The organism is Cyanobium sp. ULC065 (assembly GCF_977927515.1).
Genome location: NZ_OZ376393.1, coordinates 886,913 through 904,013 on the forward strand (window position 1 = coordinate 886,913; position 17,101 = coordinate 904,013).

Below are 17,101 nucleotides of genomic sequence, written 5' to 3' on the forward strand. Positions count from 1 at the left end.
AGTTTTGAAAGCGGCTGAGGAAGCCGCGAGAGCCGAACCCTGAAGAAGGGGGAGGCGCACCTGGACAACTAAAAAGTTTAGGAACTGACGCTTTTGCTGCGTCATGACCGAAGGAGGAGAGCGCGGAAGCGCTGCCTTTGGAGGAAGTGACGAACGTGCAGCAAAGGTGTGAGGTCCCGTCAAAAAGAAACAAGCGACTGAGTGAGCTGAGATGTTTCTATTTGCGTTCTCACGATGTGAATAGGGATGCAAGTTTCGGTTTACGAGGAAGCGACCGGATCTGAGTGATTTGGAAAGTCATTGAACATCGAGCAATGAGGCGAAAGCAAGATTGCTTGATTGTAGATGCGCTCTCGAACCCTTCCAAGGAAGGAGGTCACGACTGAAAGCATGAGCTTTGAAGAATCGATACGCGAGTGTGGTTTTGAAGAGGTTGATGATTTTGGACGTAGACGGCATTGTTTGCGATCGACGAGTTTAAGAGTTTAGCGAATGCTAAAGGCTTTGATGAATTGATTTAAAGGAACAGTGAATACAACGGAGAGTTTGATCCTGGCTCAGGATGAACGCTGGCGGCGTGCTTAACACATGCAAGTCGAACGAGCCTTCGGGCTAGTGGCGGACGGGTGAGTAACGCGTGGGAATCTGCCCTCAGGAGGGGGATAACGGCCGGAAACGGCCGCTAATACCCCATATGCCGAGAGGTGAAATGAATTTCGCCTGAGGATGAGCCCGCGTCTGATTAGCTAGTTGGTGTGGTAATGGCGCACCAAGGCTTCGATCAGTAGCTGGTCTGAGAGGATGATCAGCCACACTGGGACTGAGACACGGCCCAGACTCCTACGGGAGGCAGCAGTGGGGAATTTTCCGCAATGGGCGCAAGCCTGACGGAGCAACGCCGCGTGAGGGACGAAGGCCTCTGGGCTGTAAACCTCTTTTCTCAAGGAAGAAGACATGACGGTACTTGAGGAATAAGCCACGGCTAATTCCGTGCCAGCAGCCGCGGTAATACGGGAGTGGCAAGCGTTATCCGGAATTATTGGGCGTAAAGCGTCCGCAGGCGGCCCAGCAAGTCTGTTGTTAAAAAGTGGAGCTTAACTCCATCCAGGCAATGGAAACTGCTGGGCTAGAGTGTGGTAGGGGCAGAGGGAATTCCCGGTGTAGGTGAAATGCGTAGATATCGGGAAGAACACCAGTGGCGAAGGCGCTCTGCTGGGCCATAACTGACGCTCATGGACGAAAGCCAGGGGAGCGAAAGGGATTAGATACCCCTGTAGTCCTGGCCGTAAACGATGAACACTAGGTGTCGGGGGAATCGACCCCTCGGTGTCGTAGCCAACGCGTTAAGTGTTCCGCCTGGGGAGTACGCACGCAAGTGTGAAACTCAAAGGAATTGACGGGGCCCGCACAAGCGGTGGAGTATGTGGTTTAATTCGATGCAACGCGAAGAACCTTACCAGGGTTTGACATCCTGCGAATCCCTTGGAAACTTGGGAGTGCCTTCGGGAGCGCAGTGACAGGTGGTGCATGGCTGTCGTCAGCTCGTGTCGTGAGATGTTGGGTTAAGTCCCGCAACGAGCGCAACCCACGTCTTTAGTTGCCAGCATTCAGTTGGGCACTCTAGAGAGACCGCCGGTGATAAACCGGAGGAAGGTGTGGATGACGTCAAGTCATCATGCCCCTTACATCCTGGGCTACACACGTACTACAATGCTACGGACAAAGGGCAGCAAACTCGCGAGAGCTAGCAAATCCCATAAACCGTGGCTCAGTTCAGATCGTAGGCTGCAACTCGCCTACGTGAAGGAGGAATCGCTAGTAATCGCAGGTCAGCATACTGCGGTGAATACGTTCCCGGGCCTTGTACACACCGCCCGTCACACCATGGAAGTTGGCCATGCCCGAAGTCGTTACTCCAACCCGTAAGGGAGGAGGACGCCGAAGGTGGGGCTGATGACTGGGGTGAAGTCGTAACAAGGTAGCCGTACCGGAAGGTGCGGCTGGATCACCTCCTAACAGGGAGACAAAACTGATTGTGATGTCTGAGCGCTATGAGGATGAAAATCTGAGTAGCAACTTTGTCTTAGGCCACAATCCTGTCATCTCGAAGGTCGATCGGTACCTCAGCTGACAAATCAGAAAGCAGAAATTATATCCAGGATGATGGATGTGATTGAAGACTTGTCTGAGGCGTCTTTTCAGTTCCTAAACTTTGTCTAGGTCACACCCCACAGAGAGTGAATCCCGAAAGGGAGGCGCTTAATGGAAAGGTAAAACTCCTGGGCCATTAGCTCAGGTGGTTAGAGCGCACCCCTGATAAGGGTGAGGTCCCTGGTTCAAGTCCAGGATGGCCCATTCGTGTTTGGGGTTTAGCTCAGTTGGTAGAGCGCCTGCTTTGCAAGCAGGATGTCAGCGGTTCGAGTCCGCTAACCTCCACTGACCAAACCCTTCACAGCGAAAGCAGGAGGAGGAACCCGAGCCATGCCACGGTGTGACGAGACATGTCCGCTGATCGAGAATTCAGCTTCTTTTCATTTGAGATGGAATTGCCATCCAGTTGAAAAGACGCTGAGCTCTAGCAGCATGAATTGAGACTGAATAAGTCTAAAATCATGCTCTGATGTTCAGCCGAACCTTGACAACTGCATAAGTAAAGTCTGGAAATGAAAGCATCTCATGGATGCTCGATTTTTGCTGAAAGGTTTCGAGAGAAACTTTTGAAGTGTGAATCGAGAAGTTCTTGAGCAAGAGCCGAGACCCAGCATTGTTCCTCAATCATCGCCGAGATGAGAGGGGTTTGATTTTGGCATTCAAACCGTTCATGACAAAGGCAAAGGCAATGAAAGTTGTCTTTATTTTGTCATGAAGAGGTGAATCCGAGAGAATCTGCGATTCAAGGCAGCAATGCAATGTTGGGATACATTGGTCAAGCTACAAAGGGCTCACGGTGGATACCTTGGCACACAGAGGCGATGAAGGACGTGGTTACCTGCGATAAGTCTCGGGAGCTGGAAACACGCTTTGATCCGGGAATTTCCGAATGGGGCAACCCCTAGAACGGCCGCCTGAATACATAGGGCGGCTCGAGCCAACCCAGCGAACTGAAACATCTTAGTAGCTGGAGGAAAGGAAAGTAAAAACGACTCCCTAAGTAGCGGCGAGCGAACGGGGAAGAGCCTAAACCGATGGTCTCGACCATCGGGGTTGTGGGACAGCAATGTGGACCAGGGACGTTAGTGGAAGCGTTTGAATGGCGCGCCATAGAGGGTGAAAGCCCCGTACACGAAAGCGAAACTGGCCTAGCTGTATCCCGAGTAGCACGGAGCACGTGGAATTCCGTGTGAATCTGCGAGGACCACCTCGTAAGGCTAAGTACTCCTGTGTGACCGATAGCGCAACAGTACCGCGAGGGAAAGGTGAAAAGAACCCCGGGAGGGGAGTGAAATAGAACATGAAACCGTGAGCTTACAAGCAGTGGGAGCCCGACTGATCGGGTGACCGCGTGCCTGTTGAAGAATGAGCCGGCGACTTATAGGCACTGGCAGGTTAAACCGGGAATGGTGGAGCCATAGCGAAAGCGAGTCTGAATAGGGCGATCGTCAGTGTTTATAGACCCGAACCCGGGTGATCTAACCATGGCCAGGATGAAGCTTGGGTGATACCAAGTGGAGGTCCGAACCGACTGATGTTGAAAAATCAGCGGATGAGCTGTGGTTAGGGGTGAAATGCCAATCGAACCCGGAGCTAGCTGGTTCTCCCGAAATACGTTGAGGCGTAGCGTCTAGTGCTATAGCAGGGGGTAAAGCCACCGTTTCGGTGCGGGCTGCGAGAGCGGTACCAAATCGAGACGAACTCTGAATACCCTGTGTGAAACTAGGCAGTCAGACTGTGGGGGATAAGCTCCATGGTCGAAAGGGAAACAGCCCAGACCGCCAGCTAAGGTCCCCAAATCAATGCTGAGTGATAAAGGAGGTGGGATTGCCCAGACAACCAGGAGGTTGCCCAGAAGCAGCCATCCTCAAAGGAGTGCGTAATAGCTCACTGGTCGAGCGATCCTGCGCCGAAAATGAACGGGGCTAAGCATTGTACCGAAGCTGCGGATTTAACTTGTTAAATGGTAGGGGAGCGTTCCATGTGGGGTGAAGCGTTAGCGTAAGCGGGCGTGGACTGCATGGAAGTGAGAATGTCGGCTTGAGTAGCGAAAACATGGGTGAGAATCCCATGCCCCGAAACCCTAAGGGTTCCTCCGGCAGGCTCGTCCGCGGAGGGTTAGTCAGGACCTAAGGCGAGGCCGAAAGGCGTAGTCGATGGACAACAGGTCAACATTCCTGTACCTGTCATGTTTTGGGAAGGGGACGGAGAAGGCTAGCCCAGCCAGATGTTGGTTACTGGTTCAAGCGTTCGAGGCGTTGAGGGGTGGTGAAAACATCCCGAGCTGAGGCGTGAGTACGAGCTGCTACGGCAGCGAAGTGGGTGATGTCAAGCTTCCAAGAAAAGCCCTATACCCGTTAAGGCATGACGGCCTGTACCCGAAACCGACACAGGTGGGGTGGTAGAGAATACCGAGGGGCGCGAGGTAACTCTCTCTAAGGAACTCGGCAAAATGGCCCCGTAACTTCGGGAGAAGGGGTGCCACCGCAAGGTGGTCGCAGTGAAGAGGCCCAGGCGACTGTTTACCAAAAACACAGGTCTCCGCTAAGTCGCAAGACGATGTATGGGGGCTGACGCCTGCCCAGTGCCGGAAGGTTAAGGAAGCTGGTCAGCGAAAGCGAAGCTGGCGACTGAAGCCCCGGTGAACGGCGGCCGTAACTATAACGGTCCTAAGGTAGCGAAATTCCTTGTCGGGTAAGTTCCGACCCGCACGAAAGGCGTAACGATCTGGGCGCTGTCTCGGAGAGAGGCTCGGCGAAATAGAATTGTCTGTGAAGATGCGGACTACGTGCACCCGGACAGAAAGACCCTATGAAGCTTTACTGTAGCTTGGTATTGTGCCCGGGCTCTGAATGCGCAGGATAGGTGGGAGACATTGATGCATGGCTTGCGGGTCATGCGGAGTCAACGGTGAGATACCACTCTTTCAGAGCTAGGGTTCTAACAGCCACCCGTTATCCGGGTCGGGGACCATGTATGGTGGGTAGTTTGACTGGGGCGGTCTCCTCCCAAAGAGTAACGGAGGAGCACGAAGGTACGCTCAGCGCGGTCGGACATCGCGCACTGTGTGCAAAGGCATAAGCGTGCTTGACTGCAAGATCGACGGATCAAGCAGGTACGAAAGTAGGTCTTAGTGATCCGGTGGTTCTGTATGGAAGGGCCATCGCTCAACGGATAAAAGGTACTCCGGGGATAACAGGCTGATACCGCCCAAGAGTTCATATCGACGGCGGTGTTTGGCACCTCGATGTCGGCTCATCACATCCTGGGGCTGTAGTCGGTCCCAAGGGTTTGGCTGTTCGCCCATTAAAGCGGTACGCGAGCTGGGTTCAGAACGTCGTGAGACAGTTCGGTCCATATCCGGTGCATGCGTAAGAACATTGAGAGGAGTTCTCCCTAGTACGAGAGGACCGGGAGGAACGCACCTCTGGTGTACCAGTTATCGTGCCAACGGTAAACGCTGGGTAGCCATGTGCGGAGAGGATAACCGCTGAAAGCATCTAAGTGGGAAGCCCACCTCAAGATGAGTGTTCTCATGGCTTAAGCCAGTAAGGTCACGGGAAGAACACCCGTTGATAGGCTCTACGTGGAAGCTTGGTAACAGGTGAAGCGGAGGAGTACTAATAGACCGAGGGCTTGACCAACACTTGGCTCCTTGCTGAGGAGACCAGGGATGCATTGTTTCCAGACGTCACTTTGAGATGACTCATTGCAGCAGGCTTGTGCTTGTAAGCAATGAGATAACTTCGATAGGATGACTAGCTTATGCAGTTCTCAGGGTTCACCTGAGGATGAAAAGTCTATTTCCTGGTGTTCATGGCACTGTGGCCCCACTCCGATCCATCTCGAACTCGGTTGTGAAACGCAGTAGCGGCGAAGATAGTTGGAGGGTAGCTTCCTGCAAAAATAGCTCAATGCCAGGATAAAACTTTTCATTCCTACCAAGTTTTGCGTTGATCGAGCTTGTCATCTGATGATGATGAATCGAGAGAAGCAAAACACTGAAAGCCACCCGAAAGGGTGGCTTTTTTGTTGGTTGCGTGTTGGCTGGATGATGGATTGCTGGATTGGTGCAGCGGTTTGAAGGGGTGTGGGTTGTGATGGAGTGTGCTCAATGGTTGGAGGCTGTACTGAAGGGGTGTTGGTGGCTGAATGGCTTGTTGGGTGAATTGCTGAATCGCTGGTTTGTTGGATTGATGAATTGCGGGAAGGATGAAATGATTGGTCAGCGATGACGCTTGGGGTGAATCAAGGGGGAATCACGGGGGATCAAGGAGCGATGAGCACCTTGTCGACCTTGGTGTCAGGATGCCCGATAGAGCACATCTCTGAACGGCTGGAATGCTGTGCTACTGGTCGTGATTAGGTGGCTGTCCGGACGCTGCTAGGCAAGGATGGCGGCGAAAGACTGAACGACTGGATAGGCGCCGGCCTCACGGGACGGATTGCCAGGGCGGTCGCTGAGGAGGGGCTGCATGCCTGCTGCGTTGGCGGCGTGGAGTTCTTCGATGACATCGCTGATGAACAACATGTGGGCGGGCTTCGCTTCAAGTTGGTTGGCGATTGCGGCGTAGCTGTCAGCTTGCTGCTTGGTGCCTATGCGGGTATCAAACCAAGTCGAGAAGAGCGGCTGAAGATTGCCGGCAGTGCTGTGTGAATACAGCAACTGTTGGGCTTTCACCGACCCTGAGGAGTATACACCCAGTTCTATTCCCATGAGTTTCCACCGCCGAAGTGCAGGCGGGACGTCTTCAAACAAGGGGGCGCAGAGGTGGCCGTCTTGATAGCCGCGTTCCCAGATGAGGCCTTGGAGATCCTTCAGTGGAGTTAGTTTCTTGTCATTGCGGATCAGCCACTTCAGGTAGGGCCGCAGCTGCTTGGCGGGTGAACCCTTGCCCTCCATGCGTGCAGAAATGAGAAGACGACGAGCTTCGTCATCTTTTTCCTCCTCCCATGCTTCCTCAATGGATTGCAGCAGCTGCTGGACTTTGGGGTTATTAGCTTCATTGCCAAGAAAGCTGTCCAGCTGGTCTGCGGCATAGGGGAAAAGCGTGTCTTTGACGAAATCGAAGGGACAGGTGGTGCCTTCGATGTCGAGAAGAATGTGGCTGATGGCCACTCCGGCTGGGATGAGGGATGGCATGGTTAACGTTTCGGATTGAGGTATTTTGCCTCTGTCGCGGGAGAGTGTGGGGCTTGTTGATCCATGAGTCTGCTGGATGAACGTGATCGGTGAGTCGCCTCTGCCAGTGGCCTCATGTTGGAGTCGGGGAATATGCACTGCCACCGCGGCGGAAGCGGCGGGGCGAATGTGTCATGGCCGCGATGCCGAGAGAGCAAGCTTCGCGGCAGCCGCGCTGGCTCGGAGAGAGCCATGGCCAGGCCGCTTATGGGGAGGAGAACGACAGCCACTTATAGGCAGGACATCGACAGCCACTACTTCTAGGGAGGACGCCGACAGCCACTCAAAGCGGGTGCCGCGGCAGCAGGATCGATGGCTCTGGCATCCATTACAAGAGGGTGTAGATGAGGCTCTGAGCGCCTGCATGAATTGGGTAGCTGTCAGCGGATTTCAAGGTTGAGGAGCCTGGACTGGTAGCTCCGCCGCTGCTGGTTGCAGAGACTTGAGCAGGAGATCTCGCCACGTCTGATCAAGCAGGAACTCAAGAATTTCCACGTGCCGTTGGGCTGTGAACAGATTGCTGCCCCAGGCATAGAGCCCATGGCCGCCGACCAGCAGGCCATGGGGGGCGTCGTTGAGCAAAGGGGAGGCAAGGTCACTGAGCCGACGCAGATCCTGGTCGTTCGGTACCACTGGGAGCACCACACGGCTGTGATGGGTGGTGATGCCCTCAAGACCCTTCATCATCTCGAGTCCTTCAAATACAACCCCTGCAGGGCAAATTTCGTTTGGTTGTTGGCTCTGGAGAGCCAGGCGCGAGAGCAGGGTTGCCGCCGGTGAATGGGTGTGGAGCACCGCACCCGCGCCACAGGTCTGCACGATCTCCAGGTGCAAGAGCGTCTCTGCGCTGGCCCGTCCGTTGCCCTCCACCACAGCGCCTGCTTCGTTCACCTGCACCAGGTCGGCGCCACGAACAGAACCTTTGTGGATCCCGCTGGGGGCCATGAGTAGGCGCAGAGGATCCCTGTTCAGCACGCTACTGAAATTGCCACCGGTGCCATCACACCAGCCGCGGCGATGAAGGTCCCGGATCAGGCTTGCCAGGGCCTCAGCGGTTGTGGGTGGATCGAAAGGCATCGGCAGATCGCAGCACTTCAATGCTGGCAGGACGGGCACCAGTGGGTTCCTCGCCCACCCAGCCGCTCCCGTTGGATTGGTGTTCCGCACGTCCGGCAGGGCTGGCCGCCGCGTCGGTACACCCAGGCCATGCCGCCGTAGTTGCCATTGGTGCCGCTGAGATCTCTGAAATCGCTGAAGGTGGTGCCTCCCGCTCCGATGCTCGTTTGCAGCACCTGCACCACGGCCTGGTGGAGCCGGCGGAGCTGCGCCACTCCAAGCCTGCCACTGGGGGTGTGCGGATCGATGCCCGCGGTGAACAGAGATTCATCGGCATAGATATTGCCGATGCCGGCCACCAGCGCCTGATCCAGCAGCGCGTTCTTGATCGGCCGCTGCGACCCTTTCAAGCGTTGCTGCAGATAGGTGACGTTGAACGCCGGACTGAACGGTTCAGGACCGAGCCGGCTGAGGCCGTGCATCACCTGGCTGGGCTCGCTGCCCGCAGGAATCCACCACATCTGGCCGAAGCTGCGCGTGTCCACGAAGCGCAGTTCGTGACCCTGGAAGTCGTGGAACCGCACGCGCGTGTGGCTGCATGGTTCGCGCTCGTGATCAAGCCACTGAAACTGGCCTGTCATGCGCAGGTGCACACCCCACCGGCCGGCGGGCTCGCCATCGCGGCTGAGGCTGGCCAACAGATACTTGCCACGGCGCTGCCACAGACCCACCAGGGTGCCTTCAAGGGCACGACAGAACGCTTCGGGGTCGGCGGGATGGGCCACAGCCCTTGCTCTCAGCACACTGACGCGCTCCACCGTGAAGCCCGCCAACTGTCGCTCGAGGCCGAGACGCACGGTTTCGACTTCAGGCAGCTCCGGCAAGACGGTTTCTGGCGCGTTGCTTCAGGCTCCCATGCCGACCTGCCGAGCCCACAGGTGCGGGGCTGCCTCTGGGGTTGCCCGCGTCGAGGGGGAGTAGGCGGCCAGAGGAACGCCCACGCACAGAACAGCCCAAGGCTGTAGGGGGACTGATGGATCGAGCTGAAGAATCAAGCCCGAGATGGCAGTGACGTCTCTGATCTGCTGTTGTGCAGCTGGAGAATGGTGGATAGACCACTCAAGCCAGCTGCTGGATAGGGGCGGCCCCAGCAGTGGGGCCCGACGTGTTGGATTGGCCTGGGAAGCAATCGCCTGTAGATCAGACCGTGTGTGGGGGCAGCCCTGCAGATGCTGGATGTGCCCCCGGGATTGGGCTTCAGGCCTTCTCGAGCTCGGCTTCGGAGAAGTTGTTGGTATTGATGCCGCCTTCCGAACCGCTGAATCCGGTGTAGTTCACTTTCTCGAAGCGCACCACCACGGGGTAGCGGATGCCGGAGGTGTCGATCGACGCCACGGTGCCGACGTCGTTGAACCAATAGGACTCGGGTCGCTTGATGCGCACTTTGTCGCCGCGGGAGATGGCCATCGCTGCGCTGGAGAAGGTTGATTGCCAGTCGGAAGATACCCGAGGCCGGCGGGCCCAAAGGTGCCCGTGTCATGAATCGTCGTCGCCGGAGCAGGGCCGCCATGGGGGCGGGCGGAGCGTGGCACGATCGGCTGCTGCCGCCCCGCTGTTGTTGGAGCCTCCCATCCTCGATCTCGAGCTCCCAGATCCCCAGCGCGACGACATCAGCACGATGGAGTTCCTGGCGCGGCTGGAGGAAGCATGGGGGGTGTGCGACCGCTTCGACCTGCAGACGGAGATCTGGCGGGGACGCATCCTGCGCGCTGTGCGCGACCGCGAGGTTCGCGGCGGTGAGGGCCGGGGTACCGGCTTCCTGCAATGGCTCAGGGAGCGAGAGATCAGCAAGACCCGGGCCTATGGCCTGATCCAGCTGGCGGAGTCTGCCGAAAGCCTGGTGGGTGATGGGCCGCTGGAGCAAAGCAGCGTCAACAACTTCTCGAAGCGCGCCTTCCTCGAAACGGCCCAGGCCGACCCGGAGGTGCAGCTGATGATCAGTGAAGCGGCCAATGAGGGGCAGCAGATCACCCGCAAGCAGGTGCGGCGCCTCTCTGATGAATTCACAGCGGCCACGAGCCCGCTGCTGCCGGAGGAGATCCGCCAGCGCACCCAGGAGAACCTGCTGCCCCCGCGGGCCGTTGCACCACTGGTGAAGGAGCTGGCCAAGCTGCCCGAGGCCCAGCAGGACGATCTGCGCCAGGCGCTGCGGGATGAACCCGAGCTCGACCGGGTCAGGGACGTGACCAGCACGGCCCGCTGGCTGAGCAAGGCGGCCGAGGCCGGGGCTGCGGTGCGCGCCTTTCAGCAAGGGGAGCTGCAACTGGAGAAAGCCCTGCAGGAGGCTCAGCGGCTCGACGCTCTTGGTTTGCTGGCCGATGCGGTGGGGCAGGCGCAACAGCTCGAAAGTGCCGTGCTGAAGCTGCACACCAGCTGGCGACGGCTGGGGGGATTGCAGGAGCGCCTCTGGGTGGAGAGCGGCAGCAGCACGCCCCACCTGCGGGCCATGCTGACCGTTCTCCAGAGCCTGAGCGGAAGCACCCTGCGGGTGTCGTTGGGGGAGCTGGCCGGCGGCAAACGGGTGCGGCTGCAGCTGGTGGAGGAGAGCCCCGACCAGCTGGACGCACCGCCCTTGCCATGAGCCTGCCTGGCCACCAGATCTGGGGCCGCTAAGGTCGGGCCGCACCAGGGCTGTGGTCGGTTTGGCGATGGAAGCGCTCGAGGATTCCCTGGAGCGTCATTTCGGCTGGTCGCGCTTCCGGCCCGGTCAGCGCCCGGTGGTGGAGGCCCTCCTGGCGGGGCGCGACTGTCTGGCGGTGCTGCCCACCGGTGGCGGGAAGTCGCTCTGTTTTCAGCTGCCCGCCCTGGTGCGGCAGGGCCTGGTGCTGGTGGTGTCGCCGCTGGTGGCCCTGATGCAGGACCAGGTGGCGCAGCTGCAGCGCCGCGGCATCCCGGCCGCCTGCCTGCACCAGGGGCTCGATGCCGGGTCGCGGCGGCAGCTTCTGCATCGCCTCGCCGACAATCGCCTGCGCCTGCTCTACTTGGCACCGGAGCGGCTGCAGGCGGAAGCCACCCGCGCCCTACTGGAGGACGTGCTGGAGCAGGGCCGGCTGGTGGCGCTGGCGGTGGACGAGGCCCACTGCATCAGCGCCTGGGGCCATGATTTCCGCCCGGATTACCGCCGCCTCGGGCAGCTGCGCAGCCTCTGTCCCGGTGTGCCCCTGGTGGCGCTGAGCGCCACGGCCGCGCCGCGGGTCCGCGCCGACATCATCCGGCTGCTGCAGCTGCGGCGCCCCCTTGTGCAGGTGCGCTCCGCCCGGCGCTCGAACCTCGTGTACGCCATGCAGCGGCGCCCGCCGGATCCGCTGCCGCTGGTGCTCGACACGGTGGCGGCGGCGTCTGGAGCCGTGCTGATCTATGCCCGCACACGGCGGTCGGTGGAGCACTGGGCGGCGCGGCTTTCGGCTGCCGGGGTGGAGGCGATCGCATATCACGCCGGCATGGACCCTGAGAGTCGCCTGCTGGCGCTCGAACACTTCCAGCACCATCCACGGCCGGTGCTGGTGGCCACGGTGGCCTTCGGCATGGGTGTGGACCGCCCGGATGTGGGCCTGGTGCTGCATCTGGATCTGCCTGCCAGCGCGGAGGGGTACCTGCAGGAGTCGGGGCGGGCGGGGCGTGATGGCCAGCCCGCCCGCTGCCTGGTGCTCTTTGATCCGATGGACCGGCGCTCGCTGGGCTGGGCGATGCGCGCCTCCGGCCGGCAGCTGGCGCCGGAGCAGCAGGAGCAGGAGAAGTTGCGGCTGGAACTGGCCCAGCAGCAGCTGCGGCGCATGGAGGCGGTGGCGGAGGGGACGGGCTGCCGCGAGCAGGCCTTGCTGGAGGCCGTGGGCGAGCTGGTGCCCCCCTGTGGTCGCTGCGACCGTTGCCACAGCCGTGGGGTGTCGATCGACTGGTCGGCGCACGCGGCGCAGGTGCTGACCCTGCTGCAGGAGCGCCGGGGCCTGGATCTCCCCCGGCTGGCCGATGACCTGGCCGATCATTCCGGTGCCGAGGACACCGCCGCTGCGGAGGGAGAGCGCTGGGGTTGGCTGGCGCGCCGGCTGGTGCAGGAGGAGCTGATCAGCGAAAGCGACGACGGCAGCCAGCGGCTCTGGATCCGGGAGGCCGGACGCCGCTATCTGCAGGAGCCATGGCCGTTGCGCTGGGCGGCATGAGCGGCAGGCGGGCCGGCACGCGTGGGCTGGACGGGGCTCAGCCGCCGCCGACCCTGCAGAGGTCTCTCACCAATTGCTGTTCAAACTCGCTCTGCGGGGCATCCCAGCTCTTCCAGGCGCCGGCTTCGCCGGTGGCATTCAGCTTGCCGGCCGTGCAGTTGACCGCCAGGAAAATCGATTGGCCGGCGCTGTTCAGGGCCGGGGCCACCATGCTGCCGCCCAAAGGCTGCCAGTTGGCGAAGTCAACCTGAAGCGGGCCGTAGGTGCGCCATTCCGGCGGTTTGGGGCCGGCCGATCTGGCCGCAGTGGCCGCCGGTTTGGGACGGGGGCGGGTGCTGCCGCAGCCGCTGGCCTGGGTTGGGGGCTGCTGCTGCTGGGGCCGGGCGGGTGGCAGCGGGCGCGGGTTGGGTGGCGGCTGCCGCTGCCGGCCTGGGCTGGACTGCTGTAGCCGTGGCAGCAGGTGCGGGGCGCACGGGCGCCGGCTGGGCTGCAGGGTGCCGGTTTGGGTTGGGCTGTCGCTGTCGGCGCCGGCCTGGCGGCCACTGGTGCCGGTTTGGGTTGTGGCGCTGCTGGTGCCGGGCGCGCAGGTGCGGGTTTGGCAGCTGCGGGCTTGGCCGGCGCGGGCTTGGCGGCGGCGCGGGCGGGTGCGGGTGTGCTGGCGCGCAGCACCAGGCGGCTGCCGGCCTGGATCTCGTCGGGCTGGCTGAGCTTGTTGAGCGCCATCAGCCGCGACATCGGCACCCCGTAGCGATCGGCGATGCCGGAGAGGGTTTCACCTGGTTGGACGGTGTGTTCGCGGGCGTTCCTGTTCACCGCTGCGGGACGGGCGGCGGCGGGGGCGCCGGGCACCACCAGGCGGGTGCCCTCGGCCACCATGTCCGGGTCGCGGATGCCGTTGAGCTCGATCAGGCGCTGCACCGTGGTGCCCAGCCGGTCGGCGATCTCGGAGAGGGTTTCGCCCGGCTTCACGGTGTAGCTGCCGCGCCCGCCAGCGGAAGAGCCGGCGCCGGAACTGGCTCCACCGGGCACGGTGAGGCGGGTGCCGGCCGTGACCAGATCCGGATCCTTGATGCCGTTCAGCTGCATCAGGCGGTTGAGGGACACGCCATAGCGCTCGGCGATCTCCGAGAGCGTCTCCCCGGGCTTCACCACGTGCTGGGCGGCCAGTCCCGGCAACGGGAGCAGCAGGGCGAGGGCCAGGGCGACGATGGCGCGGCGCATGGGCAACGGTCAGCTGGATGAACCTTAAGGAGAACCCTCTGGCGCGCCAGTCCCCCGGCGCCAAATCGTTGGTCCGGTTCAGCCCATCAGCCGCTTGATCAGGCCGAGACGGTCGCCGTAGGGGGGATAGCGCAGCGGCACATCGAAGCGGAACGGGCGCCGCAGCACGCTGCGCAGGTGCGAGAAGGTGTCGAAGCCCGACTGGCCGTGGTAGCGGCCCATGCCGCTGGGGCCGACGCCACCGAATGGAAGCTCGGGCACCCCCACCTGCATCACCACGTCGTTGAAGCAGACGCCCCCCGAACTGGTGCCTGCCAGCACCTGCTCCTGGGCGGCGGCACTGCTGCTGAACAGATAGAGCGCCAGCGGCTTGGCTCCACGCCGCACCCGGGTGATTGCCTCATCCAGCGAAGCCACAGGCAGCACCGGCAGCAGGGGACCGAACAGCTCCTCCTGCATCAGCGGATCGTCGGCCGCATCGACCGCCAGCAGAGTGGGGGCGATGCGCAGGCGCTCCGGATCGATCTGGCCGCCGGCCAGCAGCTGCCCCCGCTGCCTGGCGCCCTCCAGCAGGCCGCACAGCCGCTCGAACTGCGGGCGGTTGACGATGCGGGCCAGATCCGGCGACGCCAGCGGGTCGTCGCCGTAGCAGCGCGTGATCTCCCGCGTCAGCCGCTCCACCAGCGCCGGCCGCACTGAGTCTTCCACCAGCAGATGGTCGGGGGCGATGCAGGTCTGACCGGCGTTGAGCCCCTTGCCCCAGATCAGGCGACGGGCAGTGGTGTCGAGGTCGGCGTCGGCCAGCACGATGGCCGGGCTCTTGCCGCCCAGCTCCAGGGTGACCGGGGTGAGGTGACGCGCGGCCGCCTCCATCACCAGCCGGCCCACCCGGCCGCCGCCAGTGAAGAAAATGTGATCGAAGCGCAGCTGGAGCAGCGCGCTGGCCACAGCTCCGTCTCCTTCCACCACCTGCACCACATCGGGCTCCAGGTGGCGCGCCACCAGCTGGGCGATCAGGGCCGAGGTGTGCGGGGCCTGCTCCGACGGCTTCAGCACGGCGCTGTTGCCCGCTGCCAGAGCACTCACCAGCGGCTGGAGGGTGAGCGAGAAGGGGTAATTCCAGGGGCCGATGATCAGCACGCAGCCGAGCGGCTCAGGCATCAGCCGGGCCTGGCCCGGCCTCTGGCTGAGCGGCACCGGCACTGGCCGGGGCGCCATCCAGCGCCGCAGCTGGCGCTGGCAGAGGCGCAGCTCCTGACGGACGGCCACCACTTCGAAATAGGCCTCCACCGGAGGCTTGCCCAGGTCGGCGGCGAGCGCCGCAAGGATCGCCTCCTCCGCACCATCGAGCAGTGCCGTGAGCCGCGCGAGCTGCTCGCGACGCCAGGCCAGCGGGCGGGTGAGCCCCTGGCTGACCGGCTCACGCAGGCTGTCCACGGCGGGCATGGCCACGGCGGGCATGTCCGCCATGGGCATGGCGGTGGAGGCGGTCATGGGAGCGGGCGAGCGAGAGTAGCTCCAGCATGGCGGCTGCTACCCGGCCACGGGGCCGGCTGGAGCGGGTGTGGGAGCGGCTGGCGGCCACACCTCCAGCGCGATGGTGAGGGCGAGAAGGATGGAACAGCAACTCGATCTCCTGCAGTCAACGCCGCCGGCCGGCACCCCTCAGACGGTGACGCGGGAGGGACTGGCGTTGCGCTACTGGCCCTTGTGGCTGGCGGATGCGGCGTCCTGGCTGGTTCAGCTGCGGACCGACGTGCCCTGGCGCCAGGAGCACATCACCCTGTTCGGCCGCACCCATCCGATTCCGCGGCTCACCTGCTGGATGGGCGATCCCGGTTGCCACTACGCCTACAGCGGTGTTCACCAGGCGATCGAGCCCTGGACCGCCTCGCTGCGGCAGCTGCGCCGGCAGGTGGAGGCCGCCGCCGGTTGCCGCTTCAACTCCCTGCTGCTCAATCACTACCGCGACGGCAACGACAAGCTGGATTGGCATGCGGACGACGAGCCCGAACTTGATCCCGATCAACCGATTGCCTCCCTCAGCCTCGGGGCGGCGCGCAGTTTTCGGCTCAAGCCCCGGCAACCTTCCGCAGATGCAGAGTCACCGCTGAGCTTTGAACTGGGCGAAGGCGATCTGCTGGTGATGGATCCACCCACGCAACAGCACTGGTTGCATCAGGTGCCCCAGCGACGGCGGGTCGCACGTGACCGCATCAATCTCACCTTCCGCGTGATTCGAAGGGGAGCGATTGCACAGCGGTGATCTCGATCGGGGGGTGTGGTTGCAAGGGTGTTGAGCTGAGTCTTTGGCAGGGACTTCGTGAGTGAGTGCGCCTAGGCATTCGACAGCATTTCAATCAACGCCATTGCGGATCGATGGTTGCCCTCTGTGACAAGCAGGCAGGAACCACCACGGATACCTGGCAACGCCAGCAGCGGGCCATCCTCCCCAAGCGATCCGGCCCCAACTCCGCCCGTCGCCCCCACTGGGACGATCCTCCTGCTCCTCTGCGGTTGCAGTGCAAGCGTCGCCATCATGTTGGGGCAGTGGCCTGATGCTGTTCCGGGGTGTACTCAACGCGTGCAGAGACGCAGGGTGCGGTGGGCCGGTGTTGCGCAATCGGTTATGGCTGAACACAGCGTGCTGCAGTTGGGGGATCCGCGTCTTCGGCCGAGGCGGTCAGCCGCGCCGACGGCTACAGCCCCAGCTTGCGCCGCCCCTGCCACATGCCCACGCCGTAGCCGATCGCAGGTAGCAGCAGTGCAGGGCGCAAGGGCAACAGCAGCAGCAGGGCGATCCCCACCAGCCAGGGCAGCAGCAGCAGGCTGCCGAAGGCCAGCTGGCTCAGCCGCGAACGGCGAGCCAGGCTGCCCGAGCGCTGAACCAGCCGAGGCACGCCCTTGCCCAGGCCAAAGCCCAGCAGCGCGGTGAGAACGGTGAGCAGGATCGCGCCCATGGCGGGGTGGCAGCCGTTGAGAGTTTGCCGCCCGGGCGCTCCCGGCGATGGGGACCGCCTGGCCACACCTTGCCAAGGGGATCTGCAGCCCGAAGGTCCAAGTGAATGGCCGGAAAGGGTTGGGAGGAAGCCCTTGACGAGACTTGAACTCGTGACCTCTCCCTTACCAAGGGAGTGCTCTACCGCTGAGCTACAAGGGCATGTGGAAGGTGGGCCGGGTTGGATTTGAACCAACGTAGGCAGAGCCAGCGGATTTACAGTCCGCCCCCATTAACCACTCGGGCACCGACCCGCTCCACCCGAGAAACTTACCA

At 61.8% G+C, this 17,101-nt stretch carries 11 protein-coding genes, 4 tRNA genes and 3 rRNA genes; 8 read left to right on the forward strand and 10 right to left on the reverse strand.

The genetic code is table 11. The annotated features are described in order from the left end of the window. Positions 1-534: 534 nt before the first annotated feature. The 5 genes from ACXMDP_RS04180 to rrf all read left to right on the forward strand — a co-directional run bounded on the left by ACXMDP_RS04180 (position 535) and on the right by rrf (position 6,074). Positions 535-2,016: ribosomal RNA gene (locus ACXMDP_RS04180) — 16S ribosomal RNA — on the forward strand. A 265-nt stretch (positions 2,017-2,281) separates the two neighbouring features. After that, a tRNA-Ile gene (locus ACXMDP_RS04185) sits at positions 2,282-2,355 on the forward strand. A gap of 9 nt (positions 2,356-2,364) precedes the next feature. Continuing rightward, a tRNA-Ala gene (locus tag ACXMDP_RS04190) sits at positions 2,365-2,436 on the forward strand. A gap of 488 nt (positions 2,437-2,924) precedes the next feature. Then, positions 2,925-5,795 (forward strand): 23S ribosomal RNA (locus tag ACXMDP_RS04195). A 162-nt stretch (positions 5,796-5,957) separates the two neighbouring features. Next, a 5S ribosomal RNA gene (gene rrf / locus ACXMDP_RS04200) occupies positions 5,958-6,074 on the forward strand. The 16S, 23S and 5S rRNA genes sit together here with 2 tRNA genes alongside, the layout of an rRNA operon. Positions 6,075-6,535: 461 nt before the next feature. Here rrf and mtnC read toward each other — a convergent pair. The 4 genes from mtnC to ACXMDP_RS04220 form a co-directional block, all read right to left on the reverse strand. Continuing rightward, the gene (mtnC, locus tag ACXMDP_RS04205) at positions 6,536-7,270 is read right to left on the reverse strand and encodes an acireductone synthase (protein ID WP_259729895.1); all 735 of its coding nucleotides are present in this window, start codon (positions 7,268-7,270) and stop codon (positions 6,536-6,538) included. Between the two features lie 453 nt (positions 7,271-7,723). Continuing rightward, positions 7,724-8,410, reverse strand: coding sequence for a methylthioribulose 1-phosphate dehydratase (gene mtnB / locus ACXMDP_RS04210; RefSeq protein WP_259729896.1), 687 nt, complete (start codon positions 8,408-8,410; stop codon positions 7,724-7,726). Positions 8,411-8,427: 17 nt separating this feature from the next. Continuing rightward, positions 8,428-9,273: a DNA-formamidopyrimidine glycosylase gene (locus ACXMDP_RS04215; RefSeq protein WP_259729897.1), complete on the reverse strand. Its 846-nt coding sequence runs from the start codon at positions 9,271-9,273 to the stop codon at positions 8,428-8,430. A gap of 373 nt (positions 9,274-9,646) precedes the next feature. Beyond that, on the reverse strand, positions 9,647-9,856 hold the full coding sequence (locus ACXMDP_RS04220; RefSeq protein WP_094510007.1) for a photosystem I reaction center subunit IV: 210 nt from the start codon (positions 9,854-9,856) through the stop codon (positions 9,647-9,649). A gap of 211 nt (positions 9,857-10,067) precedes the next feature. Between ACXMDP_RS04220 and ACXMDP_RS04225 the strand changes: the two genes are divergently transcribed. After that, complete coding sequence (locus ACXMDP_RS04225; protein WP_233132729.1) at positions 10,068-11,030, forward strand: hypothetical protein; 963 nt, start codon at positions 10,068-10,070, stop codon at positions 11,028-11,030. A gap of 67 nt (positions 11,031-11,097) precedes the next feature. Beyond that, positions 11,098-12,606, forward strand: coding sequence for a RecQ family ATP-dependent DNA helicase (locus ACXMDP_RS04230; protein ID WP_259729898.1), 1,509 nt, complete (start codon positions 11,098-11,100; stop codon positions 12,604-12,606). A gap of 37 nt (positions 12,607-12,643) precedes the next feature. On the opposite strand, the gene ACXMDP_RS04235 is transcribed toward ACXMDP_RS04230, so the two are convergent. From ACXMDP_RS04235 to ACXMDP_RS04245, 3 genes are all read right to left on the reverse strand, one after another. Further along, a complete protein-coding gene (locus ACXMDP_RS04235) occupies positions 12,644-12,817 on the reverse strand; it encodes a hypothetical protein (RefSeq protein WP_457767084.1) in 174 nt (57 codons plus the stop codon). After that, positions 12,799-13,827 carry a LysM peptidoglycan-binding domain-containing protein gene (locus ACXMDP_RS04240; protein WP_457767085.1) on the reverse strand — a complete coding sequence of 343 codons (1,029 nt, stop codon included), beginning with the start codon at positions 13,825-13,827 and terminating at the stop codon, positions 12,799-12,801. Before ACXMDP_RS04240 ends, ACXMDP_RS04235 begins: the two co-directional genes overlap by 19 nt. Before the next feature lie 78 nt (positions 13,828-13,905). Continuing rightward, positions 13,906-15,321 carry an aldehyde dehydrogenase family protein gene (locus ACXMDP_RS04245; protein ID WP_399233241.1) on the reverse strand — a complete coding sequence of 472 codons (1,416 nt, stop codon included), beginning with the start codon at positions 15,319-15,321 and terminating at the stop codon, positions 13,906-13,908. A 121-nt stretch (positions 15,322-15,442) separates the two neighbouring features. Here ACXMDP_RS04245 and ACXMDP_RS04250 point away from each other — a divergent pair, with 121 nt between their 5' ends. Further along, positions 15,443-16,093: an alpha-ketoglutarate-dependent dioxygenase AlkB family protein gene (locus ACXMDP_RS04250; protein ID WP_259729900.1), complete on the forward strand. Its 651-nt coding sequence runs from the start codon at positions 15,443-15,445 to the stop codon at positions 16,091-16,093. A 433-nt stretch (positions 16,094-16,526) separates the two neighbouring features. Here ACXMDP_RS04250 and ACXMDP_RS04255 read toward each other — a convergent pair whose 3' ends face one another. The 3 genes from ACXMDP_RS04255 to ACXMDP_RS04265 form a co-directional block, all read right to left on the reverse strand. Further along, positions 16,527-16,787, reverse strand: coding sequence for a hypothetical protein (locus ACXMDP_RS04255; RefSeq protein WP_094510017.1), 261 nt, complete (start codon positions 16,785-16,787; stop codon positions 16,527-16,529). A gap of 128 nt (positions 16,788-16,915) precedes the next feature. Next, a tRNA-Thr gene (locus tag ACXMDP_RS04260) sits at positions 16,916-16,987 on the reverse strand. Positions 16,988-16,997: 10 nt separating this feature from the next. Further along, positions 16,998-17,079: transfer RNA gene (locus tag ACXMDP_RS04265), tRNA-Tyr, on the reverse strand. Positions 17,080-17,101: the final 22 nt, after the last annotated feature.